Genomic DNA, 26,043 nt, shown 5'->3' with positions numbered 1-26,043 from the left:
GAGGGAGCGCTCGCACGGGGTCAGTTGATCCGGATGAGGCGGGCCTTGAGGACGGCGAGCAGGCCGCCGTCGACGGAGACGTCCGCCGTCCCGGACACCTTCACCGACCGGCCGCCGATGCTGACCCCGGCCGTGCCGTCGATGTCCACCTGCCGGCCGGTGACCTTCACGGTGCCCCGCCGGGCGTCGAGCGTGATGCCGTCCCGGTCCAGCAGGACGGAGGTCAGCGGACGGTTCCGTCCCGCGTACACGGTGAGCTCGATCCGGTCCCGGCGGTCGTCCAGGCGGACCTCCAGCCGTCCGTCACCGGTCACCAGCCGCAGACCGGAGGGGCCCGGTGCCGGCGCGTCCAGCAGCTCCACGCGGTGACCCGAACGCGAGGCCACCGAACGCCGGTTGACCCTGCCGCTGGTCGCGTCGACCAGTGGCACCTCGTGCGGCGACGGCCGGTCCACCCCGTTGTAGAGCCCGCCGATCACGTACGGGCTGTCCAGCAGGCCCTGCTCGAACCCGACCAGCACCTCGTCGTTGACCTCGGGGCTCACCACCCCGCCACCGCCCTTGCCTCCCCACTGGACGGTGCGCACCCAGTCGGTGACGTACGTGTCGTCCAGCCAGGGGAACGTCAGGCGCACGGCGCCGCGTTCGGAGCGGTTCGGCTCGCGCACGTCCGTCACCACGCCGATCGCCAGACCGGGGATGCGCGGGCCGTGCCCCGGCGCGTCGGCGCCGGTCATCAGACCGGGCAGCGAGCGGTCCGGACCGGCGCCGACCCACACGGTGGTCCGGTAGCCGCCGTGCGGCTCCAGCACGTGCTGCACGGCCGTGGCCGTGTACCGGCCGGAGAACGCCGGGCCCACGTTGCCCAGCGCCACCGGTTTGCCCGCCCGCAGCAGCGGATTGCCCTCGGCCACCGCCTCCAGGTCGCCGAAGCCGGCGCTCACCCGGTCCGCGGCCGCGCGGGCGACCGCCGTCGTCTCGGCCTGCGTCCGGTAGGGCGTGTCGGCGACGGTCACGGCCGACGTCCCGAACCGGGCGGCCGACCCGGGAGCGAGGCCCGGCACCACGGTGTCGCTGACCACGGACGGCTGCTCGGCGACCAGCGGCCGCTTCGTGGCGACGTCCCAGCCGCGCACCCGCACCTTCGAGGCACCGTCCGCCGCCGACAGCGCGGCCCGCAGTGCCAGCAGGTTGCGCCCGTACTCCAGGACCATCGGGTCGAGCACGGCCGACGTCGAGGGGGAGGGCGCTCCGGAGGCCTTGGCGGGCCTGGTGAACTGGAGCAGCCCCTTGTCGTCGACGCGCACCCGCGCACCGCTCTCGCCCGCGAGGAACTGCAGGAAGTCCCAGTCGGAGACGTTCGCCTGGGACAGCTGCCGGTAGGTCACCGGCGCGGCCTCCACCCTCCCGACGGCCAGGCCGGCGCCCGCCGCCACCTTGCGGACGATGTCCGCGGCCGTCATGTTCCGGTAGGCGACGACCTTGCGGCCGCGCTGGAGCCGGTGGGCCCTGGAGTAGGCGCGGACGACGGTGAACGACCCGGTGCCGTCCCGGTCGATCTCCAGCGCGGTGACCTCCCCGGTGAACAGCCGCTCCCGTGCCTGCCCCTTCGCGGTGGTCACCGACACGCGCAGCGGGGAGCCGATGGTGATGCCGGTGGCGCGCAGGAACTCGTGGTCGGGGTCGCGGTAGGTGAGCACGGCGGCGTCCGGCAGGCTCACGTTCTCGTCGACCACGCAGCTGACCAGTTGCGCCGCCCAGATCTGCGGCAGCTCGCCTGGGGCCTCCACGATCGGGTCGGCCGCGAAGGACCTGCCCCCGGAATCGAACCCGCTCACCGTTCCCCCTCGCCGCCGCCGTTGCCGAATCCTTCGCCGCTGCTGCGTCCGTCGCCGGGTCGGCCGCCGAGTCCGTCGCCGAGTCCGTCGCCGAAGGCGTGGGCGTCGCCGCTCGCCCGGGCGCGGTCGTCGTCCCGCAGGGCCGGCACCACCAGCTCGGTGCCCGGGGCGAGCGCCATCGGGTCGTCGATGCCGTTCGCTTCCGCGATGACCCGCCAGGCCGTCGCGTCGCCGTACTCGCGCCAGGCCAGCATCGCCAGGCTGTCGCCCGCCACCAGGGTGTGCGTGCTGCGCGCGGTGCGCGCGCCCGACGTCGGGTTCTGGCCGGGCGGTTCGACGCTGGCCTCCTCGATGGACAGCGAGCAGGTCGCCCGCAACGGTGTGCCGTCCACGTCGAAGAGCGTGTACGAGACCGACAGGTTCGACAGCACCCCGTCGAAGGAGGTGGTTCGCGCGCTGCCCCATTCGAACCGCACCCAGGGGCTCGCCGGCTTCTTGCGGCCGAGGCTGGCCGGGGTCGGCACGCACGCCTTCATCAGCTTCTCGACCGCCTGCTCCACCGCGTCGTCGTGGGTGGCGGTGGCGTCCAGGAAGACCTCCAGGCTCAGGGTGCGCGGGCCGCTGCCCACGAACTCGGGCAGTGCCGACTGCCCCGCCATCCGGGACGGGGACCGCCGCCACTCGGTGGTCTTGCCCAGTTGCAGGGTCGACGGGTTGAACTGGAGGTCGAGCCGGGCGATCGTTCCGCCGGGCTTGGCCCCGACCGAGGCCGGGGGTTCCTTCAGGGTGAGCTGCGCCCTGGCGCGGCTGGCGCGTGCCGAAGAGGCCATGGCGTGGCTTCCTTCCGGAGGGGGAGCGGGACGGGGGAGGAGGGGGAAACGGGGTGCGGGGTGCGGGGTGCGGTGGGACGGTCAGGCGGGGAGCAGTCCCGCGTGGGCGATCTCCAGGGTCTCCACCGCGGCCGCGGAGTTGGCGGGGTCGAAGGAGGGACCCTGCCAGCGGACCGGGACGATCCCGAAGACCTGCCAGCTGATGATCCGGCTCAGGTCGGGCCGCAGGGCCACGATCTCGCCGTCCTTCGGTTCCACCCGCCGCAGCGTCGCGTCCAGCCAGCGGCCGATCTTCGCCGTGTCGGCGGTGACCGGCCGGGTCAGGGTGATGTTCGACCAGGTCACGCGCCCCGGGAGCTGCCAGGTGAAGCCGTTGTTGCCGCCCTCGGCGTAGCTCTCCATCTCGACCTGGGCGCCCATGCCGGAGCAGGTGTGGAAGGCGCCCAGGTCGTTGCCCCCGATCGCCAGCCGGAAGAACACGCTGGTCGCGAAGATGTTGTCCGTCATCGGTCCGTCGTCCGTTTCTCGTTCGTGCGGGTGCTCAGCGGCGGCCGTCGAAGGTTCTGCCCGCGCGGTCCCGGCCTCGCCGCAGCTCGGCGCGCAGCAGGCGGGCCACCGGGTCGAGCAGGCGGCGTGCCAGGTCGTCCAGGTCGGGATCGCCGCCCTGTGCTCCGGCGTCACGCGGACTTCCGTTGGTTCGGCCGGGGGCGGTGGTGCGCGGGGCGGTGGCGGTGGCGGTGGCGACCGGGGCGCTGGTGGTGGTCGTGGCCGAGGTGCCGGGGGCGGTGGTGCGCGGGGCGGGGGCGTCGGTGGCCGGGCCGGTGCCCCGGATGCTGCCGGTGTCGCGTTGCACGGGGAGCGGGGGTGGGGGTGCCGCCGGGGGGACTCCCGGCGTGCCACCGGGGACCCGGGTTCCGCCACGCACCAGTGGCACGACGGGTGCGGCCCCGGTCGAGGACCCGGCCCGGGAAGGCCGGACCACCAGCGGTGGAGCGTGCGGGGCGGTCACGGGCAGCGGAGCGGACGGGCCCCCGGAGCCGACGGGACGGAGGGCCTCGGGGCCACCGAGGGGTTCGGGACCACGCAGGGGTTCGGACGGGCGGACGGGGCCGGACCGGCGGAGGGGGCCGGACCCGGACGGCGGGTGCGGGCCGGGGGCTCGCTGGACGTGCTGCGGTGCCGCGGTGGAGGGCGGGGTCGCCCAGCGTGCCGCGACCACGGGCCGGCTCACCGAGCGGGCGGCAGCGGCGGGGGCCGTCGCGCTGCCCGTGTCCCGCCCGCCGGCGAGCACCAGGGGCCGTGCCGCGAGCAGTTGGACGCTCGGGTGCGGAGTGGGCGCCGCCCGGCCCGGGGTCCCGGCCCGACGGGCGGGGACGAGCGGGACGGGCCCGTTCGCCGGGGTCCCTGCGTGGGGCGCGGGAACGCCGGCGCGACCGCCGTGCCGGGGCGCGGTGGCCGCGGACGCGCCGGTGCGGGCCGCGGTGGCCGGGGAGGTCGGGGCCTGTGACGCGGGAGCCGGTGCCGGGGCCGGGCGCGTGGAGTGCCGGCCCGCTCCCGTTACGGGTACGGGCATGCGCCGGATGCCGGACGGGGCCACGGAGTGGTCGGCGGTCGGTGGCATCGCGGGCAGCGGGGCCCCCAACCCGGCGCGCGGACGTCGCGCGGTCCGCCCGGGGACGCCCTCGGCAGTCGGGGCCTCCGGCTGCCGCTGCACGACCGGCAGGGCAGGCCCCGGGGGCGCGGCGGCGGAGGAGGGGGTTCCTCCGGCCCCCGGCCGGACGGCCGCACCGGTGTCCATGGGCGCTGCGGTGGACGGGAGTTCGGCCAGTGGCGGACCGAGGGCCGGTCGGGCGGGCGCGCGTTGCACGGGTGTGTCCGGTGTGGTGTCCGCCGGGCGGTGGAGTGCGGGCGTGTGCGGTGCGGGCGGGGCGGTGTCCACGGGTGCTGCGGCGGTGGGGAGTTCGGGCTCGGGTGCGCCGAGGGTCGGTCGGGCGGGCGAGGGTGGCACGGGTGTGCTCTCCGTCCGGAGCCGGAGCGTTGGTGTGGTCGGTGCGGCGGGGTCCGGTCCCATGGGTGCTGCGGTGGTGGGGAGTTCGGCCGGCGGTGGACCTGGGGTCGGTCGGGCGGGCGCGCGTTGCACGGGTGTGTCGGGTGTGGTGTCCGTCGGGCGGTGGAGTGCGGGCGTGTGCGGTGCGGGCGGGGCGGTGTCCACAGGTGCTGCGGTGGTGGGGAGTTCGGTCAGTGCCGGACCGAGGGTCGGTCGGTCGGGCGCGGTCCGCGCAGGTGCGTCGGGTGCGCTCTTGGGTGGGCGGTGCAGCGCGGGTGCGGCCGGCGCGGGGGTGGCGGCCGCCGGATCGGCCGGACCGGTGACGGGCGGGAGTTCGGACGCCGGGGCGTGCGGCGCGGGACGGTCGGCCGCGCGTTGCACGGGAGTCTCGTCCGCGCCCCGAACGGGTGTGCCGGGCCGGTCGGGGCCGGTCTCCGGCTGTCGCCGGACGACGGGCATGGCCGGTGCCGCTGCCGGCGTCGGTTCCGGGGCGGGCGCGGGGCCGATCAGGTCCGTGGGTGCGGCGGGTGCCGGGGCTCCGGTCGGGGGAGTGCCGAGCGGGGGTGCCTGTTCGGCCGCGCGTCGCACGGGTGCGGCCGGGGACGGTCCGCCGATGTGTGCCGGGGGGACGGCGGGGCGTACGGCGGGTACCCGGCGACGGGGAGCGGCGGGTACCCGGGCGACGGTCAGTGACCGGCCGACAGGACGGGTCCGCACCACGGTGTGCGCCGTTTCGGCGCGGTCCGCCGGAGAGTCTTCGCCGGGCCGGCCCGGACGGGTGCCGGCCGGGGCCGTCCCCCGCTCCGGTCGCCGGCCGGTGGCGGCGGGGAGGGGCGCGGCTCCGGCGGCGCTCCGCTGAACGGGCCGGCCGGCGGGGGGCGCCGCCGGGGCCCCGCCGGAGGCGCCGGGGACCACGGCGATGCGGCGGACCAGCGGGAACAGTGCGGGCGCCGGTGTGCGGCCGGGCCCGGCCGGGGACGCGGCGGTCGCTTCGGCCGGCCGGACGGCGGGAGCGGCGTCCGCGCCGAGCGCGTCCGGACCGCGCAGCACCGCGGACCGCTCGGCCGGGCGGCCCCGGGTGGCGGGCGCATCGGCCGCCTCCCCGGCCCCCGAGGGGTCCCCCGGCCCGCTGCCGGGCGGATCCGGGCGCTCGCCGGTCCTGTCGGTCCTGTCGGGCCGCGAGCCGTCGGGTCCGGTTCCGACCGCGGGCGCGGCCTGTACGGACACCCGGGCGCCGGTCGCCGGAGCGGGCGCACCCGGCACCCGCGCACCGGGCCGACCCGGCCCCGGCCGCCCGGCGGCCGGCGCGCCCGGGGCGGGAGGCGCCTCCGCCCCCGCCTCCGCCTCCGCCCCCGCCCCCGGCGCGGCGTCCGCGGCGGACGGGAGCAACGCCCTGAGCAGCAGCGGGCCGCCGCCGCCGTGGGTGGGGTGCGCGGTGGCGGTGCGGGCGATGCCCCGGACGAGGCCGGTCGGGGCGGTCGGCAGCAGGGCGTGGGCGAGGCCGGTGTCGAAGGACGGATCGCGCCAGGCGGCCAGCCCGTCCCGGAAGGCGAGTCCGTCACTGACGCCCATCGGCTCCCGGGACACGGTCAGGGGAGCCGGCGCCGTGCGGCGCCAGCCGCCGTCCCAGTCCGCGGGCAGGCCCGGACCCCGCCCGGCGGGGGCCTCCTGGGCCGCGCCCGCCGCGCCCGCACCTGTCCCGCCCGCACCCGCCCCGCCCGGGACCGCGGCGGCCGGCACGGCGGCGCGCCGACGCACCCTGTCCCGCCATGCCACCTGCTCAACCCCCCTCGTTCATCCGTGAGTTGATCCGAGCGATCTCGGTGACCCACTGCCGGCGTTCGTCGTGGGTCAGGTCGAGGATCTCGTCGCGTTGCCAGTGGAAGTGGTAGGCGACGTACGCGATCTCCTCCCTGAGCCGGGGGAGCGCGTACGTCACGATTCCCCCAGGCGCCCACCGGAGAGGTCGACCTCGAAGCCGCCCTCGCAGTGCGGGCAGGTGACCGCCGCCCGGGTGTGGCCCTCGCTGTTGACCCGCCGGTAGAAGTCCTGGAGGAACGCGACGTCGGTCGCGTACATCCGCTCCACGACCCCGGCGTGCACGTCGGTGACGGTGCCGAGCCGGGTGATGACCTGGCTGAGGAGCACCACGCTCAGGTAGGCCGGGTTCTCCTTGACCCGCAGGTCGATCTGGGGCCGGAGCTCGTCGCGGGCGGTGGCCAGGCGCATCGAGCCGTGCCGGTGCAGGGTGCCCGCCTCGTCCACGTACCCGCGCGGCAGTTCGAACTCGAACTCGGTGCGCAGCGCGTGCTCCTCGCGCCGCGCCGGAGCGCCCGCGGAGGGTGCCGCCGGCGCTGCCGGGGCCGGGGCGGGCGCCGTGACCTGGAGGATCTCCTCCAGGCTGCCCGCCGTCACCGTACGTCGCCTCATTCGACGATGATCTCCTCGAACACGATGGTCACGGACTCGGTGGCCGCGGCGGACTCGCCGGCCTTGAGGGAGGGGCCCTCCCACTTGGAGGCCCAGCCGTTCATCAGCTGGATGCGCCGGACGGTCTCGCCCGTGGAGTCCTTGATCTCGATGGTGAGGTTCTGCCGGGCGGTGTCGACGGCCCCGTTGTTCAGGGTCTCCTTGATCCACTTGGTGAACTCGCTGCTCTTGTCGAGTCCCCGGGTGATCGTGACCTCGCCGGCCTGGCGGGCGCCGGGCTGCTTGCGGATGATCTGCTTGCCGTCCTTGCTGACCTGCCGGACCTCGACGACCTCCTCCTCGACGGTCAGGCCGCTGATCTCCTGGACCGACTCGACCAGGTAGCCACCGAGCTGCACGCCGAAGATATGGGTGGAAAGAGCATCGCCCTCTGCCATGACTGCCTCTCACCTTTCCTTGCTGCTCGTGCCGGCGTCCCCGGGAGCGCCGGACCTGCGGGTCACTCGTCGATGAGGCTGGTGCTGTCGGAGAACTGCGCCAGCCGGAACACCACGAACTCGGCCGGCTTGACCGGTGCCACGCCGATCTCGCAGATCACCCGGCCCTGGTCGATCGACTCCTGCGGGTTGTTGTCCCGGTCGCACTTGACGTAGAACGCCTCCGCGGCCGTCCGCCCGAACAGCGCGCCGCCCCGCCACTCCTCGGTGAGGAACGCCGTGACGTTTCGCCGGATGCTCGACCAGAGCCGGTCGTCGTTCGGCTCGAAGACCACCCACTGGGTGCCGACGAGGATGGACTCCTCCAGGTAGTTGAAGAGGCGGCGCACGTTCAGGTAGCGCCAGGCCGGATCGGAGGAGAGGGTGCGGGCGCCCCAGATCCTGATGCCCCGGCCGGGGAAGGCCCGGACGCAGTTCACCCCGATCGGGTTGAGCAGGTCCTGCTCGCCCTTGCTCAGGCGCAGTTCGAGGTCGACCGCGCCGCGGATCACCTCGTTGGCCGGGGCCTTGTGCACCCCGCGCTCGGCGTCGCTGCGCGCCCACACGCCGGCGACGTGGCCGCTCGGCGGGACGGTGGTGTTGCGCCCGGTGGCCGGGTCGAAGATCCGGATCCACGGGTAGTAGAGGGTGGCGTAGCGCGAGTCGTAGCCCGCCTCGTCGTTGCGCCAGGTCCGCACCTGCTGCGCGGAGAGACCGGACGGGGTGTCCAGGACGGCGACCCGGTCGCCCATCTGCTCGCAGTGCGAGATCACGGCGAGCTGGACGGTGCGCGCGCCCTCGGCGTCGATCTCACCGCGCCGGTGGGAGCCCATCAGGTCCGGCACCGCGACCATGGTGATCTCGTCGATGGCCTCCAGGCCGCCGAGCCCGGTGCGGGCCGCCCCGTCGCCGATGTACTCGGCCGGGTCGAGCCGGGCCGCCGCGCCCGGTCCGGCGTCCGCGGCGGGCGCGGCGGCGGGGGCGTCCGGCAGGGCCGCCGTCCGGTTCGCGGGCCGGCTCTGGGCGGCGCCGCGCTGCTCGGTGACCTCGATCAGCGCCGAGCCGCGGGCCTGGGTGACGAGGTAGCCCTTGACGTTGCGGCGGGCCGACACCTCGAAGGTCTCGGCCACCGCCCCGTCGTGGTGGACCAGCAGCCTGAACCGGTCCTCGGGAGGGTTCTCGCCGCCCGCGTCGGCGATCTCCACCGAGACGCCGGTGACGCCGGGCCGGGCGGCGAGCAGGAACCCGCCGAGCTCGACGGGTTCCGCCGCGCCCTGCCCGGGGTCCGCGGCCGCGGCGGGCGCGGAGCCGTCCGGGTCCGGGCCGCCGATCCGGACGATGTACGCGGCGCCGCCGCCGTTGGCGAAGTACCCGTGGACCGCGTGGGGCAGGTGGGCGCCCTCGGTGAACCCGCCGAAGTGCCGGGTGTACTGGTCCCAGCCGGTGACGAGCGTCGGCTCGTGGAACGGGCCGGTCCGGGCGAACCCGAGGAACGCGGCGACGGCGGTGCCGACCCCCTCGATCGGGCGGGCACCGGACTGCACCTCCTCCACGTAGACCCCCGGGGTGAGGTACGTCGGCATGCTCGCTCCTTCGTGTCACCGGACTTCGGCGGACGTCTTCGGCGGATCTGCGGCCGGGCTGGGCGGACGGCGGACGGCGGAACGCCGTCGGCGGACCCGGCTCGCGCGCCGTCGCGCTCCGCCCCCAGCCTTTCCGGCGGGCCGTCGCCGGCGGGAGGGACCGGGGGACCTGCCCGGGGGCAAGGGCGCTGCCCTCCCCGGCCCTCCGCCCGGCGCGCGCCGGCCCCGGGCCCGACCCCCGGCGACGGTCCGCCGGGCCGTCCCGGCTCAGACCCCGGCGATCCCGCCCGCGTACGGTCCGAACTCGCCCTCCAGCACCAGCCGGTCGAGCTTGCGGTACTCCTGCATGACCGCCGCCACCGTCTGGGCCATCGTCAGCGGCCCGCCCGACTCGGCGGCGAGGTACGCGGCGGTCACCGCGCAGGCCCGGATGGAGCCTCCGGCCAGGTCGAACCGGTCCGCGCAGAACCGGAGGTCGAGGTCGTCGCCCCGGGGCAACCGGTCGCCCAGACAGCGGTCCCACAGGGCGAGTCGCTGGTCGGCGTCGGGCACCGGGAAGTCCGCGACCACGTCCAGACGGCGGGTGAAGGCCTCGTCCAGGCTGGCGCGCAGGTTGGTGGTCAGGACGGCGATGCCGTCGAAGGACTCCATCCGCTGGAGCAGGTACGCCGACTCCATGTTGGCGTGCCTGTCGTGGGCGTCCCTGACCTCCGAACGCTTGCCGAAGATCGCGTCCGCCTCGTCGAACAGCAGCACCGCGTTGACGGCGGAGGCCTCGGTGAAGATCCGCTCCAGGTTCTTCTCGGTCTCGCCGACGTACTTGTCGACCACCGTGGAGAGGTCCACCACGTACAGGTCCATGCCCAGGTCGGCCGCCACCACCTCGGCCGACATCGTCTTGCCGGTGCCGGACGGACCCGCGAACAGCGCGATCACCCCGCGCCCCCGCCCGCCGCCGGGCCGCATGCCCCACTGCCCGAGCACCTGTTCGCGGTGCCGGGCGCGCACCGAGAGCTCCCGCAGGCTGCGGTGGGTGGGGGCGGGGAGCACCAGGTCGTCCCAGCCCACCGCGGGTTCGACCCGGCGGGCCAGGCGGGCGAGCCCCGCGCCGTTCTGGGCCCGGACGGCCGTGCGCAGGTCGTCGGGGGAGACCGGGCGGCCGTCGAGCGCGGCCGTGCGCACCGCCGTGCCGGCCGCCCTCCGCAGCTGGCCGGCGTCCAGGCGGTGCGCGGCGACGGACCGGGCGAGCGCCTCGGCCCCGTCCTCGCCGGTGCCCTCGCGGCCGCTCCCGCCGGGCCGCTGGCCGGCCCGCTCCAGTGCGTGCCGCCAGCGGGCGGCCTGCCGTTCGGGGGCGGGGGCCGCCACCGGCAGGGTGACGGGCGTGTCGGCCGCCCAGGCGGGTTCCCAGCCGCCGGTCCCGTGGGTGAGGAAGGGAAGGCCGCGCAGCGCGTCGCACAGCGTGCGCAGCACCCGGGCCCGCTCGTCGGGCCGGTCGGGCAGGTCCTCCAGCGGCCCCAGCAGGACGCCCGCGCCCAGCAGCCGGGCCTCGCGGGCGACGGCCCGGGCGACGCCCGGCAGGCCCCTGAGGTCGCCGGCCAGCGCCGCCGGGGCCAGGGCCAGCGGCACCAGCCCGCCCGCCTGCAGGGCGGCGACGCCCAGCCCCTCGGGATCGCCGCCCCGGTTGCGCAGGTGGACGTGGCCGGTGCCGGTCCGGGCCGCGGCGGCGGCCAGGCGCAGCTCCGCCGGGTCGACGGCCGGATCGGCGGCCGGACGCCCGAGCACACCGGTCAGGAGGGGGTCGGGTGCGGTGTCGCCCAGCAGGTGCGCGGTGACCCGGTCCGGGACGCTCAGCACCCGGGACAGGGGCGGCCGTTCGGGCTCGGTGACCTCCAGCAGACCGCCGGCGACGAGCGGCGCGGAGGGCGCCAGCCGGAACCGGGCCGCCGCCGCCCCGCGGTGCCCGCACAGTTCGAGGGCGAGCCCGACGGTGGGCCGGCGGCGCGTCAGGTCGTCGTTGAGGTAGCCGTAGAGCCGCTCGAAGCGGGCGTCGAGGTCCGGCGCCAGCGCCACCAGCAGCAGGTCCAGGTCCAGGGGGGCCAGGGCGAAGCGGTCGGCGAGCACGGCCAGCGGCGAGCCGGGCGGCGGCGCGTCCGGACCGGGCAGGGCGGGCGGGGCGGGCCGCGGCCCCCCGTCCAGGACCCGGGCGACCGCCTCGGGGGTGAGGACCTGGCCGCGGTACGGGTCGTCCGGGTCGGGATCGAGCGCGCGCCGGGCCGCGACGGCCTCGCGCACCCGTTCCTCGACGACCCGCAGCCGCGTCCACAGGTACGCGGCCGGGGCCGGGGCCGTGGTCGCGGGTTCCAGGGTCCGGGTCACGGCTGCCGCTCCCCGCGCCGGCGGCGGGCGGGGGCCGGCCCCCGCTCCCGGGAGGCGCCGAAGCCCTCCGGACCGGGCTCCGCCACCTCCGTGTAGCGCAGGCGCCGCGCGGCCCCCGGCTCCTCCGGCGCGGTCCCGGCCGCGCCGCGGACCACGAGCCCCTCGGTGACGGGCGGGGCGACGGCGACGGCGGCGCCGGCCAGCGGCGCCCTCACCCGCAGCCCCAGCGAGGGCTTCAGCTCGCCGCCCAGCGCCGACCACACGTCGGAGGCGGCGGGCGCGTCGAGCCCGGTGCCGCCGCCGTCCAGCCCCACGATCAGGCCGAGTTCGGCGAGCGAGCCGGTGAGCAGGCGCGGGGGCAGCGCGTCGGTGGACACCAGGCACCTCAGCACCTGGGAGAGCAGCCGGTGCTCGTCCTGCGGCCGGCCCGCCCAGGCGGTGACGAGGTAGGTCAGCTCGAACCAGCGGGCCGGGGCGCGGCGCGCGGCGAGGAAGCCGTCCGCGTCGTACACCTCGCCCCCGCCGCTGGCGCGCCGGGTGTGGTCCTCCCGGACGTCGTACAGGAACGCGCACACCGTCGGGGCGGTGCGGCGGGCCGCCCAGTCGCGGGTCGGCGCGTCGAACACCACGTCGACGCCCGACGCGTCCAGGCCGGACTCCGCGAGCAGTCGGCGCAGCCCCTCGTCGACCTCGTGGATCATCGGCGGATCATCTCGTTGGGCGGCTGAACGGTGCCGCCGACCACCAGGAAGCCGGTCCGCACCGGGGAGAAGCCGGGGCCCTCCGCGATGATGACCCGGGGGCCGGTCCGGTCCTTGGCGAGGATCAGCAACTGGCCGGCGAACCGGCCGTCCGGCCCGGGGACGGTCGGCGCCGCCGCGGCCGTGATGCCCGGCTGCCAGGTGAACCGCACCGGCGCACCGGGCGGGAAGTCCTCACCGCGGACCGAGGTGACGAAACCGGGCTTGCCGATCGGTGGGACGGCGACGATCCGCGGCTGGAGGATCCGCAGCTGCTGACGGGCTTCGTTGTCCGAGGGGTCGGCGTCCGTGCCGGTGGTGGTCAGCGAACCGGTCACCGTGCCGGTGAAGGCCCGGTCGGGGCTGAGGACGACCTGGACGACGGTCCGGGCGCCCGGGGCGAGGTCGGGCAGCGCGCACACCCAGGCCCGGTCGCAGCCCGGCGGCGGCCCGTCGTGGGGCACGTCCCCGGGCAGGCCGACGCGGAGCCGCAGACCGGTGGCCAGCCCTTCACGGCCGTTGCGGACGGTGTAGGTGAGGACCACGCGGCCGCCCACGTACCCGGGGTTCGGCTGCGCCGTGAGGCTCAGTCCGGGGCCGGCGGCCGGCGGTGCGGGCGGCAGCGGCAGGGGCGGGCCGGCCGGCGGGGGAGCCGGCGGGGCGGGGGCGGGAGCCGGGGGCGGCGCCGGGAGCGGCGGCGGATCCTGCGTCGGGGGCGCCGTCGGGGTCGGAGCCGCCGTCGGGGTCGGGGTCGGGGCCGGGGTCGGGGTCGGAGCCGGGGTCGGAGTCGGCGTCGGCGTCGGGGGTGGAGTCGGCGTCGGGCTCGGGGTCGGTGCCGGACGCACCGGCACCACGGTCCGCCCGGTGTTGTCGCTGGGGCGGGGATCGAGGACGGCACCGGTGACCGACCAGTCCAGGGGCCGGTCGCCGGGCTCGACCCCGGTGACGGTGACCGTGACCGGCACGGTGGCGCCCGGGCGCACCACCCCCAGGGCGCAGACCAGCGCCGCCGCGTCGCAGGTGGTGCCGGGCGCGGCGAGGCCCGTGACGGTCAGTCCGGCCGGGGGCGCGACGGTCAGGACCGTCCCGGGCGAGGCGGCCGGACCGTGGTTGACGACCTCCACCCGGACGGTCCCGGAGTCGCCCGCGGTGAGCGGCCCGGCCGTGCCGGGCGCCCGGACCGCGAGGTCCACGGACTGCTGGACGGCCGGTTCCTTCTGGCGGCCCGGCAGCCCGGCGGTGAGCGGGGTGCGGGCCCCGGAGTCCACGTCCACCAGGGAGAGCTTCTCCGGGCTGTTGGCGGCCAGGGCGGCCCGGGAGCTGATCACCAGCGTCCCGCCGTCGGAGCTCCAGGCGGCGTCGCGGGGCTGGAAGGGCCCGGTGGAGGTGGTGTCGGGCAGCTCCCGGCCGCAGGCCCCCGGCCGGTCGCGGGCCGCGTCGGGCAGCAGCACCCGGCAGCCGCCGCCCGCCGCGGCGACCAGCAGGATCCCGTTGCGCTCGTCGGTCCGGCCGGCGCCGTTCTTGCGGTTGAAGGCGATGACGGTGCCGTCCGGGGAGAAGGCCGGGCTGTCGTCGATGACCTCGCAGGCGCCGGGGCAGTGACCGGCGCTCAGGTCGCGTTGCCGGTCCAGCTGGTCCACGGGCACGGTCCACACGTGCTTGTTGCCCCCGCCGCCGTTGATCACCTGGTTGCGGGTGAACGCCAGGGCCGATCCGTCGGAGGACCAGGTGGGCTGGGCGTCGCCGCCCCGGAGCTGTCCCTCGGGCGGGACGACCGCGCCGCGGAGCGCACCGGTGGCGGCGTCCGCGATCAGGATCCGCCCGGGCCCGGCGGCGTCGCCGGACCCGCCGGGGGAGGTCCGGGTGAAGGCCAGCAACCTGCCGTCCGGGGAGAAGGCCGGATCGGTGTCCCAGTCCCTGGGGCCGCGGCCCGCCAGCGGGAGCGCCGTCGGGTCGGAGCCGTCGGCGTCCGCGAGCCAGATCCGTTCGATCCGGCCCGCCGGCAGGCCCGGACCGGCCGGCGCGTCCTCGAAGCGGGTCACCACGATCCGGCGGCCGTCGGGCGTGTAGCTCTGTCGCTCGGTCCACGGGTCGTACCCGGCGGAGGGCCGGAAGAGCGGGTCCTTCTCCGGGTTCGTTTCGGTGTCGGCCTTCGGATCCTCCTTGAGGACGGTCCGGTTGAGGTCACGGGGGTCGGAGCCGTCCGGCCGGACGTCCTGCAGGGTCACCGTGTGCGGGCCGTCCGCCGAGACGCGTTCGACCACCGCGCCGCCGCCCTGGAGCGGGCCCAGCCAGGTGGCCGGTCCGACCTCGCGGTCCTCGCTGAGCACCACGGACGGTTCGTCCCCCGAGAGCGCCGTCACCCGGAAGACGTGGTCCCAGTCGCCCTCGCAGCTGCAGGTCCGGTCCGGGCTGAGGAAGAGCAGGCCGTACCCGTCGGGCAGCCAGCTTGCCCCGTGCGTGCGCCACTGTGCCCGCGCACCCGCCAGCAGCGGCCCGCCGGTGCGCCCGTCGGTCCACCGCAGCCGGGGCCCGGCCGCTCCGGTGGCGGTGTACGCGATCCGGTCCCTGGTCCCGTACCCGTCCACCGGGTTCCACACCGGCTCGGTGCCCGCGCCGTCGGCGGGGTCGGAGACCCGGGTGGCGGGTCCGCCCCGCAGCGGCCGGACGTAGATCTGCCGGCCGGCGGCCCGGTCGGTGTCCGAGGAGTACGCGAGCCGCGCGCCGTCGGGCGAGACGGTGGGGTGTTCCTCGTTCGCGGGGGTGTCGGTCAGGCGGGTCAGGCCGGTGCCGTCGGTGCGCACCGACCACAGGTCGCGCTGGGTGCCACCGGCCCCGGCGGGCCGGGCCGCGTCGAAGACGACCGACCGGCCGTCCGGCGCCAGCCGGGGGTTCGCCGCGTCCAGACCGCTGGTCAGGCGGTGCACCGAGCCGTCGGCGGAGCGCAGGTAGATCTGCGGGGCCTGCTCGTCGCGGCGGCTCGCGAAGACCAGCTGGTCGCCCAGGGCGGCGGGCTGGACGTCGAAGTGCGCCGGGCCCTCACCGAACAGCGGGGGGCTCGTGGTGTCCGACGCCACCCGGCCGAGGCTCCGGTGGCGGGTACCGGCGTACGCGATCCGGCTCTCCCCGGCATCGGCGGCCGCGGCCCCGGCGGCGGGGAGCCGGTCCCCGGCGCCGGCCGGGCCGGCGGCCGCCGTCACCGCGAGCAGGGGTGCCAGCAGCAGCAGCGCCGCACCGGCCCTGCCCCAGCGGTGTCGCCGACGGCCGGAGCCACCCGTGCCCATCACGGTCCACCTCACAGTCCGGTCCAGCATCCGTGTCCGACGGTGTCACCCTGGCGCCCCGTGGGCGCGGGGTGCCAGGGCCCCGGGGCCGCGCCCGGGGGAAGCACCGGCTGCGCTTTCGGGCAGCCGGTGCCGGTCCGGTCAGATCAGCCCGTTGCGCAGCGCGTAGCCGACGGCGTGCGAGCGGTTGCGCAGCTGGAGCCGGGTGATCACCTCGTGCAGGACGTTCTTGACGGTCCGTTCGGAGTACGAGGTGTTGCGCGCGATCTCCGCGGTGTCCAGGCCCTCCGACACCAGGCGCAGCATGTCCGCCTCGCGCGGGGTCAGCGTGGACAGCGACGCTGCGTGCGGGTCGAGGGCCGCCCGCTGGAGGCTGCCGACGTGGTCGAGGAGCTTCGCGAGCAGGTCGCCGGGCAGGACGCCCTCACCGTTCGCCATCGCCAGGACCAGCTGCAGCAGCCGGTCCTGGTCGGCCTCCGCGCGCCGCAGCACCGCGGTGACCCCGCACTCTATGGCGCGCTGCAGGGCGTCGCCCGAGTCGAAGGTGCCGACCACGAGCCCGGTGCGGGTGGCGGAGTTGTGGCGCAGCCGGTACAGCAGGGCGGCCGTCTCGTCGTCCACGCTGTCCACGGCGACGAGCGAGACCCGGGCCCCGTGGGCGTCGGTGTCGTCGACCAGTTCCACCTCGGGCCGCTGGCGCAGCTGTTGGACGATCCCTACGTGCAGGACCGGGTCCGAGGCGTACACGGCCACGGTGACCCGTCCGGCGGGCTCGCCGGCCGCCGGGCCGTGGGCCGGGCCGCGGCCCTGGAGCGGGACGGTCGGCCGCGTGGCGGTCGGCCGCGTGGCGCCGGTGCCGGACGGGTGGACGGTGCTGATGGGCTCGGTGTGGAGCATGAGGCATACCCGTTCCATGATGCGTCTGAGGGGTGCACGTGCGGGATTCAGGGGCAACAGGTGTTACGGACAGGGGAGTTGGAGGAGCTTGCGGGGGCATGGCGACTGCCCGGGGACTTGCCCCCGCGTCCGTGGAAGGGCGCGGGGCGGCGGCGTAGCGTCGCGGCGTGACGACTCCAGCAGCCACTCCCAGCCCTGGCGCGCCCGGCCTGGGCATCCCGTCGGTGACGGTGACGGCGGGCGGCACCGCGACCACCAGCCTGACGGTTCGCAACGACGGCGACATCGTCGAGGCGTACCGCCTGGAGGTCGTCGGCGACTGCGCCGCCTGGACGACGGTCGAGCCCGACCGCCTCTCCCTCTACCCCGGGACCTCGGAGACGGTGACCATCCGGCTGGCGCCCCCGCGTTCGTCGCGGGCGCGGGCGGGCGAGGTGCCACTGGCCGTGCGGGTCCTGCCCACCGAGCACCCCGAGGCGGTGAGGGTCCCCGAGACCACCGTCCGGGTCGAGGGGTTCCGGCAGCTCCGGGCCGAGATCGCTCCCGGGCGCCGCCGCGGCCGGCGGCGCGGCCGCTTCCGCCTCGCCGTCCACAACGAGGGCAACCGCCCCGTCCGGGTGGGGTTCACCCCGGCCCAGCCCGGTGAGGACCTGAGGTTCGACCTCCGCCCCGCGGCTCCGGAGCTGGAGCCGGGCGAGTCGGTGGAGGTGGCGCTGGGGGTCCGCGCCGGGAGGCTGCTGTGGTTCGGGAAGCCGGCCGGCCGGCCGTTCACCGTCGCCGTCGCGGAGACCGCGGCGGCGGCCGGGACGGCCGCCGGGGTGAAAGCCGGGGCCCCGGCCGACGACGCCGGTGAGGACGACCGGGAGCGACCGCGGCCGGAGGCCGAGTTCGTCCAGCTCCCGGTCTTCCCGGCCTGGCTGCCCGCGGTCCTGGCGGCGCTCCTCGCGCTGCTGCTGGCCTGGTTCCTGCTGGTGCGCCCCGCCGTGCGCAGCACCGCGAGGGAGGCCGCCGACCAGGCGGTCCAGCAGCAGGCGGCCGCCGCCGAGGCGCCGGCCGGCGGTCCGACCCAGGCGGCGGGCTCCGCGCAGCCGGGCTCCGGGCGGCCGGGCTCGGTGGCCGGGAGCACCCCGCCGCCCGGGGCGGGCGCCGGCGGTACCGGCACGGGTACCGGCACCGGCACGGGGAGCGGGACGGGAAGCGGCACCGGGACCGGTCCGGAGGGCGGGCAGCAGGGTTCGGCCACCGTCGACCTGACGGCGGCCGGCGGCGAGACCAAGGTCGGCACCTACACCGTGCCCGTGGGCAAGGCGTTCGGGATCACGGACATCGTGGTCGCCAACTTCCAGGGCGACGAGGGACTCGTGACGATCGGGTTCGGCGACCGCAAGATCACGACGATCGCGCTGGAGACGTTCCGCAACCAGGACTACCACTGGGTCACCCCCATCAGGATCACTGAGAACCAGACCGTGACGGTCCAGGTGACCTGCGCGAAGCCGGGCACCCCGGCCACCGGCGTGCAGGCCCAGGAGTGCCACGAGGTCCTCAACGTGAGCGGTGTGCTGAGCGACCTCAGGTGAACAGATGCCACACGCATGGTCCGCCAGGTTGTGCCGTGAGCAAAGGGGTACCCGAGCCGTTCCGGCCGAAACCCGATGGTTCGGAGGCCGGTTAGGCACCCTGTCCCTGACCGTACATTCTCATTTCGGCGGCCCTGGACGGCCCCGGCCCGGTGTTCGAACATGAATCTGACGGTCACTCAAATACGGCTGGATCCGTTCGCTCCCCGCGCCCGCGCGCGTGTTCGGAAGCCGGCGCGCGCACGGATCGGTGCGCCTGCGGGCCGCGTCGCCGACGGGACGCCCCGCCGTGCCGGCCCGGCGCGCCCGAGGAGGGCCACGGGTGACCGGATCGGTCCGGATCCGGGCGTGATGGGGTCTTCGTTCGGGGGCCGGGGGCGGTCAGGATCGGGGCATGACCAACGCACTCCTCGTCATCGACGTCCAGGAATCCTTCCGCCGGCGCGAGAACTGGGCGGCCGTGTCCGATCCCGGGATCGCCGGGAAGGTCGGGCGGCTCGTCGAGCACGCCCGGGCCGGGGGCGATCTCGTCGTCTGGGTCCTGCACGCCGAGCCCGGCAGCGGGACGGTGTTCGACCCGGCGCTCGGGCACGTCCGGCCCTTGGAGGGGCTGGTGCCCGCGGAGGGCGAGCCCGTCCTCACCAAGACCTCGCACAACGCGTTCACCACCACCAATCTGCAGCAACTGCTCACCCGGCGGGGGATCCGCGGGCTGGTGGTCAGCGGCATCCGCACCGAGCAGTGCTGCGAGACCACGGCCCGGGTGGCGGCCGACCTCGGCTACGACGTCACCTTCGTGGTCGACGCGACCGCCACCCATCCGATCGAGCACCGTGACGCGCCGCCCGGGCGCAGCCTCGACGAGATCCTCGCCGATCCGCGCACGCTCCCCACGGAGGCGGTCATCGCCCGCACCGAGTACGCTCTGGCGGGCCGCTTCGCCACCGTCACCACCGTGAAGGAGCTGACCGGATCGTGACCCGCGTCGTCTTCCTGCTGGTCCCGCAGCTGCACCTGCTGGACCTCGCCGGGCCCGCCCAGGTGTTCTCGACGGCGGCCGACCACGGGCTCGGCCACGAGGTCGGGTACGTGGCCGAGCAGGAGGACGTCCCCACGGCGCAGGGGCTGGTGCTGCGGGCCCGGGTCGAGTGGCCGCCGCTCGCGCCGGACGACCTGGTGGTGGTCCCCGGCTGGCGGGCCCCGGCACTGCGGGCGCACGGGGCGCTCACCCCGGCGACGCTGGAGCGGCTGGCCGCGCACCACGCGGCGGGCGGTACGGTCGCCAGCGTCTGCGCGGGCGCGGACGCGCTCGGCCGGGCGGGGCTGCTGGACGGGCGCCGCTGCACCACCCACCACGACCTGCAGGACGAACTGGCGCGCCGCCACCCGCGGGCGGTCGTGGTGCGCGACGTCCTGTACGTGGTGGACGATCGGGTGGTGACCTCGGCCGGCATCGCGAGCGGCATCGACCTCGCCCTGCACCTGGTCGCCGTCCGCCACGGGCCGGCGGCCGCCGCCCGGATCGCGCGGGAGATGGTCGTCTACGCCCGGCGCAACGGCGACGAGCAGCAGGTCGGTGCGATGCTCCGGCACCGCGCCCACCTGGTCGACGCCGTGCACCGGGTGCAGGACCTGATCGACGCCCGCTTCACCGCCAGGCTCGGCCTCGCCGAGCTCGCCGGCGCGTCGGGCGTCAGCGAGCGCACCCTGACCCGCCACTTCACCGGGGCCACCGGGCTCACCCCGCTCCGCTACCAGCAGGAGCTGCGGGTCGAGCGGGCCGAGCACCTCATGGCGCACGGCGCGACCACGGAGGCCGCCGCCCGCGCGGCCGGGTTCCAGGACGCCCGCATGCTCCGCCGCCTCCGCGCCCGCGCGGCGGCGAAGTCCGCCGCCGCGCAGGCGGGTTGAGGGGAACCGGCGTCCCGGCCGCGCCCGGCGGGGACGGGCCCGGGACGGGGACCGGGGCGGGGGCGGCGTCAGGACGGGGCGGCGGCCTCCCGGACGGATCCGTCCGCGTCGGTGAAGGCCTCGGCGGCGCCGGCCAAGCCGTCGACGGTGGCCGGCCCGGCGACCGTGGGCGCCGGGGTGGAGCCGCGGAACCCGGTGGACCCGGACCCGGACTCGCGCAGGCGCAGCTACCCGTCCACGCCGAAGGCGCCGTGGCAGCTACGGGCGGCGGCGAGGCAGGTCGCCTCCGGGGTGACGGACGAGAGGGCGGTGACGGCCGGGGCGGAAGCGGTGGCTGCCGTGGCCGTCACGCCAGGGGCCGGGCGGCGGTCCTGGCTTCTCGATTCCCGACCGGTTCCGCGGCCTGCCGCGCGACGCACGCGGGCATGCCGGACAGCGCGACCGCCCCGACCGCCCCGTCCGCCCCGTCCGGCGTGCCCACCGAATCCGCCGCCCGCTGCCGGAAGACCCCGGGCGGCACGCCGACCAGTTCGGTGAACCGGGCGGTGAAGACGCCCGGGGACGCGCAGCCGACCGCCAGGCGGACCTCGGTGACGCCGAGGCCGCCGTGGCGCAGCAGCGCCGCCGCCCGCTCGACGCGGCGCGTCGTCAGGTACGCGTACGGCGACTCGCCGTACGCGGCCCGGAACTGCCGCCCCAGCCGACCGGCGGCCAGGCCGGCGTCACGGGCGAGCGCCGCCACGTCCAGCGGCAGCGCGTACTCCCGGTCGATCCGGTCGCGGACGCGGCGCAGCCGCGCGAGGTCGGCCAGGTGCTGCGCCCGGACGAGGGCCTGCCGCCACTGCGGACTACACACCGGAGCCCCGCAGCTCCTGGATGCGGATCAGGTTGCCGGCGGGGTCGCGGAACGCGCAGTCGCGGATGCCGTAGGGCTGCTCGATCGGCTCCTGGACGACCTCGGTGCCGCCGGCCTGGACCTTCTCGAACACGGCGTCGAGGTCCGGGGCGGCCAGCAGGATCCAGCCGTAGGTGCCCTTGGCCATCATCTCGGCGATGGTCCGGCGCTCGGCCTCGGTGACGCCGGGGTCGGAGGCGGGCGGTGCCAGCAGGACGGACGTGCCCGCCCCGCCGGCCGGGCCGACCGTGATCCAGCGCATCCGGCCCTGACCGACGTCGCCGCGCACCTCGAAGCCGAGGACGTCGCGGTAGAAGGCGAGCGAGGCGTCGGGGTCGTCGTGCGGAAGGACGGCGGTGTGAACGGTGATATCCATGGCGATCAGGCTAGGGGCGGCACCGTGCCGGCGGCTTCTCGGTTCCTGACCGATCCGGGCGCGGGGCCGCCCCGGGCCCCGCGCCTCCGGTCCCGGCGCGGGTTCAGCCGGCCGCGGTGAGCAGGGACTGCCCGGTGAGCCAGCGGGCGCAGTCCGCCGCCCCGGCGGGCACGGGGAGTTCGTCGCCGGGCGCCGCGGCGGCCACGCCCTGGAGCCACCCGCGCACGGCGGAGGGGAACGCCCGGACGGCGCCGTGGGTGGCCACGTGCAGCCCCCGGTCCGCGGACAGCCACAGCAGGGGCGCCGCCGACCGGACCCGGACCCGGGCGGGTGCCCCCGCGGGCGGTGCCGCGTCCGGTGCCGCGCCCTTCATGCCCAGGGCGGACGCGCGGGCGAGCACCCGCGCGTCGTCGTGCTCCGGGCCGAGCCCGGCGAAGTCGCGGTAGCGCGCCGGCCAGTCCGCGGGGACCTCGCCCCGCGGGCCGCCCGGCAGCGCGAGGCCCGTCGTGGCGTCGTCGAAACTCCCGGTGTACGAGGCGATGTTGATGGACAGGGACGGCTCGGGCGACTCGCCGACGTGCCAGATCCCGCTGTGCCAGAAGAAGCACTGGCCCGCGCTCGCCGTGAGCCTGGTGCCGAGGGGCAGCACCTCCCGGGGGTCCAGCTCCGGCAGGTAGTGCTCCAGGGTTCCCTGGAGCGGCTCCTCGTCCCGGCGCACCCGGGTGCCGGCGGGGATCCAGTCGTCGCCGCGCCACATGTGCATGAACTTCCGGCCGGCCAGGACGAGGTGCTGGTTGCTGCAGCCCTCCCGGTGGATGCCGCCCGGGGTGACGGTGTAGTGGCCGTAGAACATCTCGCTCTCGACGTCGCCGCGGGGCAGCCCGAATCCGGTCAGCCGCGGGGCCAGGCCCTCCAGCAGGACCTCGTAGAGGCGGCGGTGGTGCTGCTGGAGGCCCCGGGCGTAGAAGAGCACGGCCGTGGCGTCCGGACCGGCCACCCTGGTCCGCCACCGCTCCGGGTCGCGGTCGGCCTCGTGGGCGCCCGGCCAGTCGTCGGGCTTCCAGAGCAGGGTCCCGTCGCAGATCACCTTCACGAGGTCGTCGGCGCCCCTGGACGCCTCCTCGCGGGAGGCCGCGATCCCGGCCTCCCAGACCAGTGCGGCGTCCAGTGCGGCGAAGTCCCACGGGAGCACGGTCCAGTCCGCTCCGGGGGCGGCGGCGATCGGGTCGGTGATCGACGGCCGCTGGGTGACGTGCATGATGGGCTGTCCTTCCTGCCGGTGCGGTGGTCGGTGTCGTGGCCGGTGTCGGCGTCGGTTCGTGGTCGGTGCCGTGGCCGCTCTCGTGGCCGGTGCCGGGGGTTCCGGCCGGGGCTCAGCGCAGGGCCAGGGCCGTACGGATCGTGGTGAACAGCTCGGTCTGGTCGGTGACGCCGAGGACGCGCCGGGCCAGCGGGCCCTGGGCCGCGATGCGGACCTGGACGCCGCTGTGCTCCTGGCCCTCCTCGCCCGCGTGGGTGCCGTAGCCGACCTTCATCAGCCCGCCCTCGTCGGTGATCAGGGTCGAGGAGAGCCCGGCGGGCCTGGCCGCCAGCGGGACGATCTGGCTGCTGTGCCCGTGGTCGGCGGTGGCGACGACCAGGGTGCCGGGGTGCCCGGCCGCGTAGTCGCGGGCCGCCCGCACGGCCCGGTCGAACGCGACGGTCTCGCCGATCTGGCCGCACGGGTCCGCGTCGTGGTCCGTCTTGTCGATGGAGGCGCCCTCGACCTGGAGGAAGAAGCCCTTCCCGGCGCGCCCCGGCCGCTCCAGCAGCCGGAGCGCCTGACGGGTCATGGTCTCCAGGTCCGGGGTGCCGGCGGAACGCCCGGGGCCGGCGGTGACGCACCGCTGGGGGGCGGTGCCGCCCTGGACGGCGGGTGCGCCGGTCCACTCCAGCGGCAGGGTCTCCGGTGCGAACAGGCCGAGCACGGGCCGGCCGGGCCGGGCCGCGGCCAGCTCCCGGGCGTCGGTGACGATCCGGTGGCCCCGGCGGAGCGCCAGCTCGGTGACGGTCCGGCCCCGGTCCGGGCCTTCGGTGACGGTCTGGTCGAACCGCTGCCGGCCGCCGCCGAGCAGCACGTCGACGTCGTGGGCCACGCTCTGTTCGGCGATGGAGCCGGCTCCGCCCCGCTCCCGGGTGTCGCCCGGGCAGTCCCGCATGTCGGCGGGGCCCTGGCAGGAGCGGTCGGCCACGTGCGCGACGAGCGCGGCCGGGGTGGCGTCGGTGAGCTCGGCGGTGGTGACGCTGCCGGTCGACAGGCCGTTGTTCCGGGCGAGTTCCAGCAGGGTGGGGAGCGGGCGGTCGGTGTCGGGGGTCTTGGAGATCCGGCCGTTCACCGTCTTGTGGCCGGTGGCCCAGCCGGTCGCGCTCGCGGCGGAGTCGGTGACGTAGTCCGGCCGGCCGTCCTTGTCGACCGCGTACGTGGTGTAGCTGCCGGTCATCGGGAACCGGTCGAGGTGGAGGCGGCCGCCGGCGCCCACGGTGTAGTTGCGGGCGAGCGTGATCTCGGAGTCCCCCATGCCGTCGCCGATCAGCAGGATGACGTTGCGGGCGGCGCCGGCCGCCTCGCCGCCGGCCGCCGCCGGGGCGGAGGTCCCCGCGGCGGCCGCGGAGGCGGCCAGCAGGAGCAGCGCGGCGCCGAGGGCGCGGTGGCGGTGCGGACGTTTGCCGGTTGCCCATGTTCGCACGGTGTTCGAACTCCTTCGCTGTGTGACGTGCCGTCAGTTGCAAGTAATGTGCTACTGCTTGGTGGTGGCAGTTATTCGCCATCCGGTGCCGGCGCGTCCGGGGGCCGGGGTGCGCCGGGGCATGCCCGCCGAGCAGGCCGTCGACCGGTGGTGGCGGGTGCGCGAGGGGCGCAGGGCGCGGCCGGGGCCGGTGTCGGTTTCCGGTCAACCGGTAACCGGGCGAACGAGTTCAAAGAGAGTTTGCGTTCTAATGAACATGTCATTGCGGTCAAATGGCGTGGGTTGTTCCGGGAAGCCGAGTGAAAGGGGAGACATGAGTGGTGCCGATGTGTCGCCCGGGACCCCGTCCCGTTCGTTCGGACGGGAACGGGTCGTTCGAATCCTCCTCGCGGAGGACAAGGACGTGTTCCGGAACGGGCTGAGTGTGCTGCTTTCCCAGATGTCCAGGGCCGAGATCGTCGGTACGGCCACCGGTCGGGACGAACTCCTGGGGAAATCGGTGTCCCTGGTGCCGGACGTTCTCGTGGTCAGTGCCTCCCTGCTGACCGCGGACGGCTTCGAGGCGGTCGGTATGCTGCCCGGTGGCATCGAAATAGTGATGGTGGCCGAGTACGACACGGACGAACTGCTGCGGGGCGCGCTCGCCGCCGGAGTGCGCGGCTACCTCCCGCTCGACTGCCCGCAGAGCGACTTCCACGCCGCCGTCCGTGCCGTCGTCAACGGCGGCGCCTTCCTGCCGGCCCGCATCACCCGCAGGCTCTTCGGGAACTTCCACCTGGTGCCGCGCCGTTCGGACGAGCCGGCCGAACTGCGCGTGCTCAGCCGGCGCGAGCGGCAGGTCCTGCTGCTCATCGGCGGCGGCCGCAACAACCGCGAGATCGCCCGCAACCTCTCGCTGAGCGAGGCCACGGTGAAGAGCCACGTCTCGCGCGTGCTGGCCAAGTTGAACCTGCGGGACCGGGTGCACGCGGCCCAGCTGGTGTGGCGGCTCGGGCTCGACGCCCCGGGCCCGCCCGGCGGCCCCGGGCGCTTCACGAGTGCTCCTTGAAGCTCTCCAGGAGCTCCCGGTAGACCTGCCGGTAGGTGAGGCTGAACCGGTCCGCGGCCGTGTGGACCTGCGAGTGGAGATCGAGGGGCGCCTCGGCCGGCCGCTGGTTCTCCACGATCGGGTGATCCTCCTCGAACACCTGTTGTTCGAAGGCGAGCACGTCGGTGATTCCGGCGCCCCCCGCGGCGGTCACCGGATCGATGCCGACGAGCCAGAACTGCCGGACGCGCATTCCGTCCGCGCTGACCGGAACGGCCAGTTGGGCCACCAGCCGGCGGCCGCCGGAAGGGGAACGGACCCTGATGGAAGCGAACATCGGAAGGGTGATGTGGTAGTCGAGCCGGTGATCGAATTCCGCCGCGAAATCCGCCGGGACGCCCTCGGAACCCAGCGGGGCGGACCAGCCCAGTTGCCAGCCGTCCCGCGATATCCGGTACGGGTCGACCACTTTGGACACCTCACCCATGGTGTCGGCGTGCACGAAGGGAAAATGGGCCTTGTCCCGGAAGTTCTCCGTCAGTTGGCGCATTCCGCAGTTCAGGGTGTACGGCTCGCCCGCGGCCAGCTGCCAGGTTTCGTCGACCTCGGCGGGCAGGGCGGGAAAGGGATGGCGGGGTTCCGCCAGACAGGTCCACACCAGGCCGTAGGCGGTGCGGGCCGGAAAGGTCCGCAGGGCGGCCCGCGGGCGGTCCTGGTCCGCCGGCAGCGAGGGCACGCGCGTGCACCGCCCGCTCCCGCCGGCGAACAGCCAGCCGTGGTACGGGCACTCCAGTGCCCCGTCGCGCGTGCGGCCCAGGCGCAGCGCGACGCCGCGATGCGGGCAGAAGCCCTCCGCGACCGTCACGTCGTGCCCGTCGCCGTACACCACCAGGTCCTCGCCCAGCAGGGCGCCGCCGGCGACCCCGTCCCGGAGGTCGGCGAGCCGGGCGACCGGGAACCACATGTGCCGCAGCATTTCGTACTCGACCGGATCCATCGTCACACCCCGTCCGTCACAAAGGAGAGT

General features: G+C 76.1%; 21 protein-coding genes. 4 read left to right on the top strand and 17 right to left on the bottom strand.

Annotated elements, in window-relative coordinates:
- Positions 1-20: 20 nt before the first annotated feature.
- The 12 genes from ACFCX4_RS02790 to ACFCX4_RS02735 all read right to left on the bottom strand — a co-directional run bounded on the left by ACFCX4_RS02790 (position 21) and on the right by ACFCX4_RS02735 (position 16,501).
- Entirely contained in the window at positions 21-1,838 is a 1,818-nt protein-coding gene (locus tag ACFCX4_RS02790) for a VgrG-related protein (protein WP_376138292.1), read from the bottom strand.
- Complete coding sequence (locus ACFCX4_RS02785) at positions 1,835-2,668, bottom strand: LysM peptidoglycan-binding domain-containing protein (protein WP_376138290.1); 834 nt, start codon at positions 2,666-2,668, stop codon at positions 1,835-1,837. Before ACFCX4_RS02785 ends, ACFCX4_RS02790 begins: the two co-directional genes overlap by 4 nt.
- Before the next feature lie 81 nt (positions 2,669-2,749).
- Positions 2,750-3,175, bottom strand: coding sequence for a phage tail protein (locus tag ACFCX4_RS02780; protein WP_376138288.1), 426 nt, complete (start codon positions 3,173-3,175; stop codon positions 2,750-2,752).
- Between the two features lie 34 nt (positions 3,176-3,209).
- Complete coding sequence (locus tag ACFCX4_RS02775) at positions 3,210-3,521, bottom strand: hypothetical protein (protein ID WP_376138287.1); 312 nt, start codon at positions 3,519-3,521, stop codon at positions 3,210-3,212.
- Between the two features lie 2,974 nt (positions 3,522-6,495).
- The gene (locus ACFCX4_RS02770) at positions 6,496-6,654 is read right to left on the bottom strand and encodes a DUF6760 family protein (RefSeq protein WP_376138285.1); all 159 of its coding nucleotides are present in this window, start codon (positions 6,652-6,654) and stop codon (positions 6,496-6,498) included.
- Positions 6,651-7,145, bottom strand: coding sequence for a hypothetical protein (locus tag ACFCX4_RS02765; protein WP_376138283.1), 495 nt, complete (start codon positions 7,143-7,145; stop codon positions 6,651-6,653). The genes ACFCX4_RS02770 and ACFCX4_RS02765 overlap by 4 nt, the downstream gene beginning before the upstream one ends.
- Positions 7,142-7,582 carry a phage tail protein gene (locus tag ACFCX4_RS02760; RefSeq protein ID WP_376138281.1) on the bottom strand — a complete coding sequence of 147 codons (441 nt, stop codon included), beginning with the start codon at positions 7,580-7,582 and terminating at the stop codon, positions 7,142-7,144. Before ACFCX4_RS02760 ends, ACFCX4_RS02765 begins: the two co-directional genes overlap by 4 nt.
- Before the next feature lie 62 nt (positions 7,583-7,644).
- Positions 7,645-9,204 carry a phage tail sheath family protein gene (locus tag ACFCX4_RS02755; RefSeq protein ID WP_376138279.1) on the bottom strand — a complete coding sequence of 520 codons (1,560 nt, stop codon included), beginning with the start codon at positions 9,202-9,204 and terminating at the stop codon, positions 7,645-7,647.
- Between the two features lie 267 nt (positions 9,205-9,471).
- Complete coding sequence (locus ACFCX4_RS02750) at positions 9,472-11,580, bottom strand: ATP-binding protein (protein WP_376138277.1); 2,109 nt, start codon at positions 11,578-11,580, stop codon at positions 9,472-9,474.
- Complete coding sequence (locus ACFCX4_RS02745; protein ID WP_376138275.1) at positions 11,577-12,281, bottom strand: DUF4255 domain-containing protein; 705 nt, start codon at positions 12,279-12,281, stop codon at positions 11,577-11,579. Before ACFCX4_RS02745 ends, ACFCX4_RS02750 begins: the two co-directional genes overlap by 4 nt.
- Positions 12,278-15,604, bottom strand: a complete 3,327-nt coding sequence (locus tag ACFCX4_RS02740; protein WP_376138273.1) for a hypothetical protein — start codon at positions 15,602-15,604, stop codon at positions 12,278-12,280. Before ACFCX4_RS02740 ends, ACFCX4_RS02745 begins: the two co-directional genes overlap by 4 nt.
- A gap of 141 nt (positions 15,605-15,745) precedes the next feature.
- Complete coding sequence (locus tag ACFCX4_RS02735; RefSeq protein ID WP_376138271.1) at positions 15,746-16,501, bottom strand: LuxR C-terminal-related transcriptional regulator; 756 nt, start codon at positions 16,499-16,501, stop codon at positions 15,746-15,748.
- A 167-nt stretch (positions 16,502-16,668) separates the two neighbouring features.
- On the opposite strand from ACFCX4_RS02735, the gene ACFCX4_RS02730 reads away from it, so the two are divergent.
- The 3 genes from ACFCX4_RS02730 (at position 16,669) to ACFCX4_RS02720 (ending at position 19,992) form a co-directional block, all read left to right on the top strand.
- Positions 16,669-18,081, top strand: coding sequence for a hydrolytic protein (locus ACFCX4_RS02730; protein ID WP_376138269.1), 1,413 nt, complete (start codon positions 16,669-16,671; stop codon positions 18,079-18,081).
- 394 nt (positions 18,082-18,475) lie between these two features.
- The gene (locus ACFCX4_RS02725) at positions 18,476-19,060 is read left to right on the top strand and encodes a cysteine hydrolase family protein (protein WP_376138267.1); all 585 of its coding nucleotides are present in this window, start codon (positions 18,476-18,478) and stop codon (positions 19,058-19,060) included.
- On the top strand, positions 19,057-19,992 hold the full coding sequence (locus ACFCX4_RS02720) for a GlxA family transcriptional regulator (RefSeq protein ID WP_376138265.1): 936 nt from the start codon (positions 19,057-19,059) through the stop codon (positions 19,990-19,992). Before ACFCX4_RS02725 ends, ACFCX4_RS02720 begins: the two co-directional genes overlap by 4 nt.
- A 346-nt stretch (positions 19,993-20,338) precedes the next feature.
- Here ACFCX4_RS02720 and ACFCX4_RS02715 read toward each other — a convergent pair whose 3' ends face one another.
- The 4 genes from ACFCX4_RS02715 to ACFCX4_RS02700 all read right to left on the bottom strand — a co-directional run bounded on the left by ACFCX4_RS02715 (position 20,339) and on the right by ACFCX4_RS02700 (position 23,989).
- Positions 20,339-20,848, bottom strand: a complete 510-nt coding sequence (locus tag ACFCX4_RS02715; protein WP_376138263.1) for a helix-turn-helix transcriptional regulator — start codon at positions 20,846-20,848, stop codon at positions 20,339-20,341.
- Positions 20,841-21,263 (bottom strand): VOC family protein, encoded by a 423-nt coding sequence (locus ACFCX4_RS02710; protein ID WP_376138261.1) that lies wholly within the window; start codon positions 21,261-21,263, stop codon positions 20,841-20,843. The genes ACFCX4_RS02715 and ACFCX4_RS02710 overlap by 8 nt, the downstream gene beginning before the upstream one ends.
- 103 nt (positions 21,264-21,366) lie before the next feature.
- The gene (locus ACFCX4_RS02705) at positions 21,367-22,521 is read right to left on the bottom strand and encodes a hypothetical protein (protein ID WP_376138259.1); all 1,155 of its coding nucleotides are present in this window, start codon (positions 22,519-22,521) and stop codon (positions 21,367-21,369) included.
- Positions 22,522-22,636: 115 nt separating this feature from the next.
- Entirely contained in the window at positions 22,637-23,989 is a 1,353-nt protein-coding gene (locus ACFCX4_RS02700) for an alkaline phosphatase (protein WP_376138257.1), read from the bottom strand.
- Positions 23,990-24,428: 439 nt separating this feature from the next.
- Here ACFCX4_RS02700 and ACFCX4_RS02695 point away from each other — a divergent pair, with 439 nt between their 5' ends.
- The gene (locus ACFCX4_RS02695; protein ID WP_376138255.1) at positions 24,429-25,037 is read left to right on the top strand and encodes a DNA-binding response regulator; all 609 of its coding nucleotides are present in this window, start codon (positions 24,429-24,431) and stop codon (positions 25,035-25,037) included.
- Here the strand turns inward: ACFCX4_RS02695 and ACFCX4_RS02690 are convergent.
- Positions 25,021-26,013 (bottom strand): Rieske 2Fe-2S domain-containing protein, encoded by a 993-nt coding sequence (locus ACFCX4_RS02690; protein WP_376138316.1) that lies wholly within the window; start codon positions 26,011-26,013, stop codon positions 25,021-25,023. The two genes, ACFCX4_RS02695 and ACFCX4_RS02690, sit on opposite strands and share 17 nt — an antisense overlap.
- Between the last annotated feature and the right edge of the window lie 30 nt (positions 26,014-26,043).

The organism is Kitasatospora sp. NPDC056327, from assembly GCF_042261735.1.
GTDB lineage: Bacteria > Actinomycetota > Actinomycetes > Streptomycetales > Streptomycetaceae > Kitasatospora.
Note: the sequence above shows the minus strand (reverse complement) of the source record. Positions and strands in the feature narration are given on the sequence as shown.

What these genes read in the sequence shown, in the direction of transcription:
- ACFCX4_RS02785 (WP_376138290.1), bottom strand. Translation starts at nt 2,668, where the DNA reads ATGGCCTCTTCGGCACGCGCCAGCCGCGCCAGGGCGCAGCTCACCCTG.
- ACFCX4_RS02780 (WP_376138288.1), bottom strand. Translation starts at nt 3,175, where the DNA reads ATGACGGACAACATCTTCGCGACCAGCGTGTTCTTCCGGCTGGCGATC.
- ACFCX4_RS02765 (WP_376138283.1), bottom strand. Translation starts at nt 7,145, where the DNA reads ATGAGGCGACGTACGGTGACGGCGGGCAGCCTGGAGGAGATCCTCCAG.
- ACFCX4_RS02760 (WP_376138281.1), bottom strand. Translation starts at nt 7,582, where the DNA reads ATGGCAGAGGGCGATGCTCTTTCCACCCATATCTTCGGCGTGCAGCTC.
- ACFCX4_RS02755 (WP_376138279.1), bottom strand. Translation starts at nt 9,204, where the DNA reads ATGCCGACGTACCTCACCCCGGGGGTCTACGTGGAGGAGGTGCAGTCC.
- ACFCX4_RS02745 (WP_376138275.1), bottom strand. Translation starts at nt 12,281, where the DNA reads ATGATCCACGAGGTCGACGAGGGGCTGCGCCGACTGCTCGCGGAGTCC.
- ACFCX4_RS02740 (WP_376138273.1), bottom strand. Translation starts at nt 15,604, where the DNA reads ATGGGCACGGGTGGCTCCGGCCGTCGGCGACACCGCTGGGGCAGGGCC.
- ACFCX4_RS02735 (WP_376138271.1), bottom strand. Translation starts at nt 16,501, where the DNA reads ATGCTCCACACCGAGCCCATCAGCACCGTCCACCCGTCCGGCACCGGC.
- ACFCX4_RS02725 (WP_376138267.1), top strand. Translation starts at nt 18,476, where the DNA reads ATGACCAACGCACTCCTCGTCATCGACGTCCAGGAATCCTTCCGCCGG.
- ACFCX4_RS02710 (WP_376138261.1), bottom strand. Translation starts at nt 21,263, where the DNA reads ATGGATATCACCGTTCACACCGCCGTCCTTCCGCACGACGACCCCGAC.
- ACFCX4_RS02705 (WP_376138259.1), bottom strand. Translation starts at nt 22,521, where the DNA reads ATGCACGTCACCCAGCGGCCGTCGATCACCGACCCGATCGCCGCCGCC.
- ACFCX4_RS02695 (WP_376138255.1), top strand. Translation starts at nt 24,429, where the DNA reads ATGTCCAGGGCCGAGATCGTCGGTACGGCCACCGGTCGGGACGAACTC.
- ACFCX4_RS02690 (WP_376138316.1), bottom strand. Translation starts at nt 26,013, where the DNA reads ATGGATCCGGTCGAGTACGAAATGCTGCGGCACATGTGGTTCCCGGTC.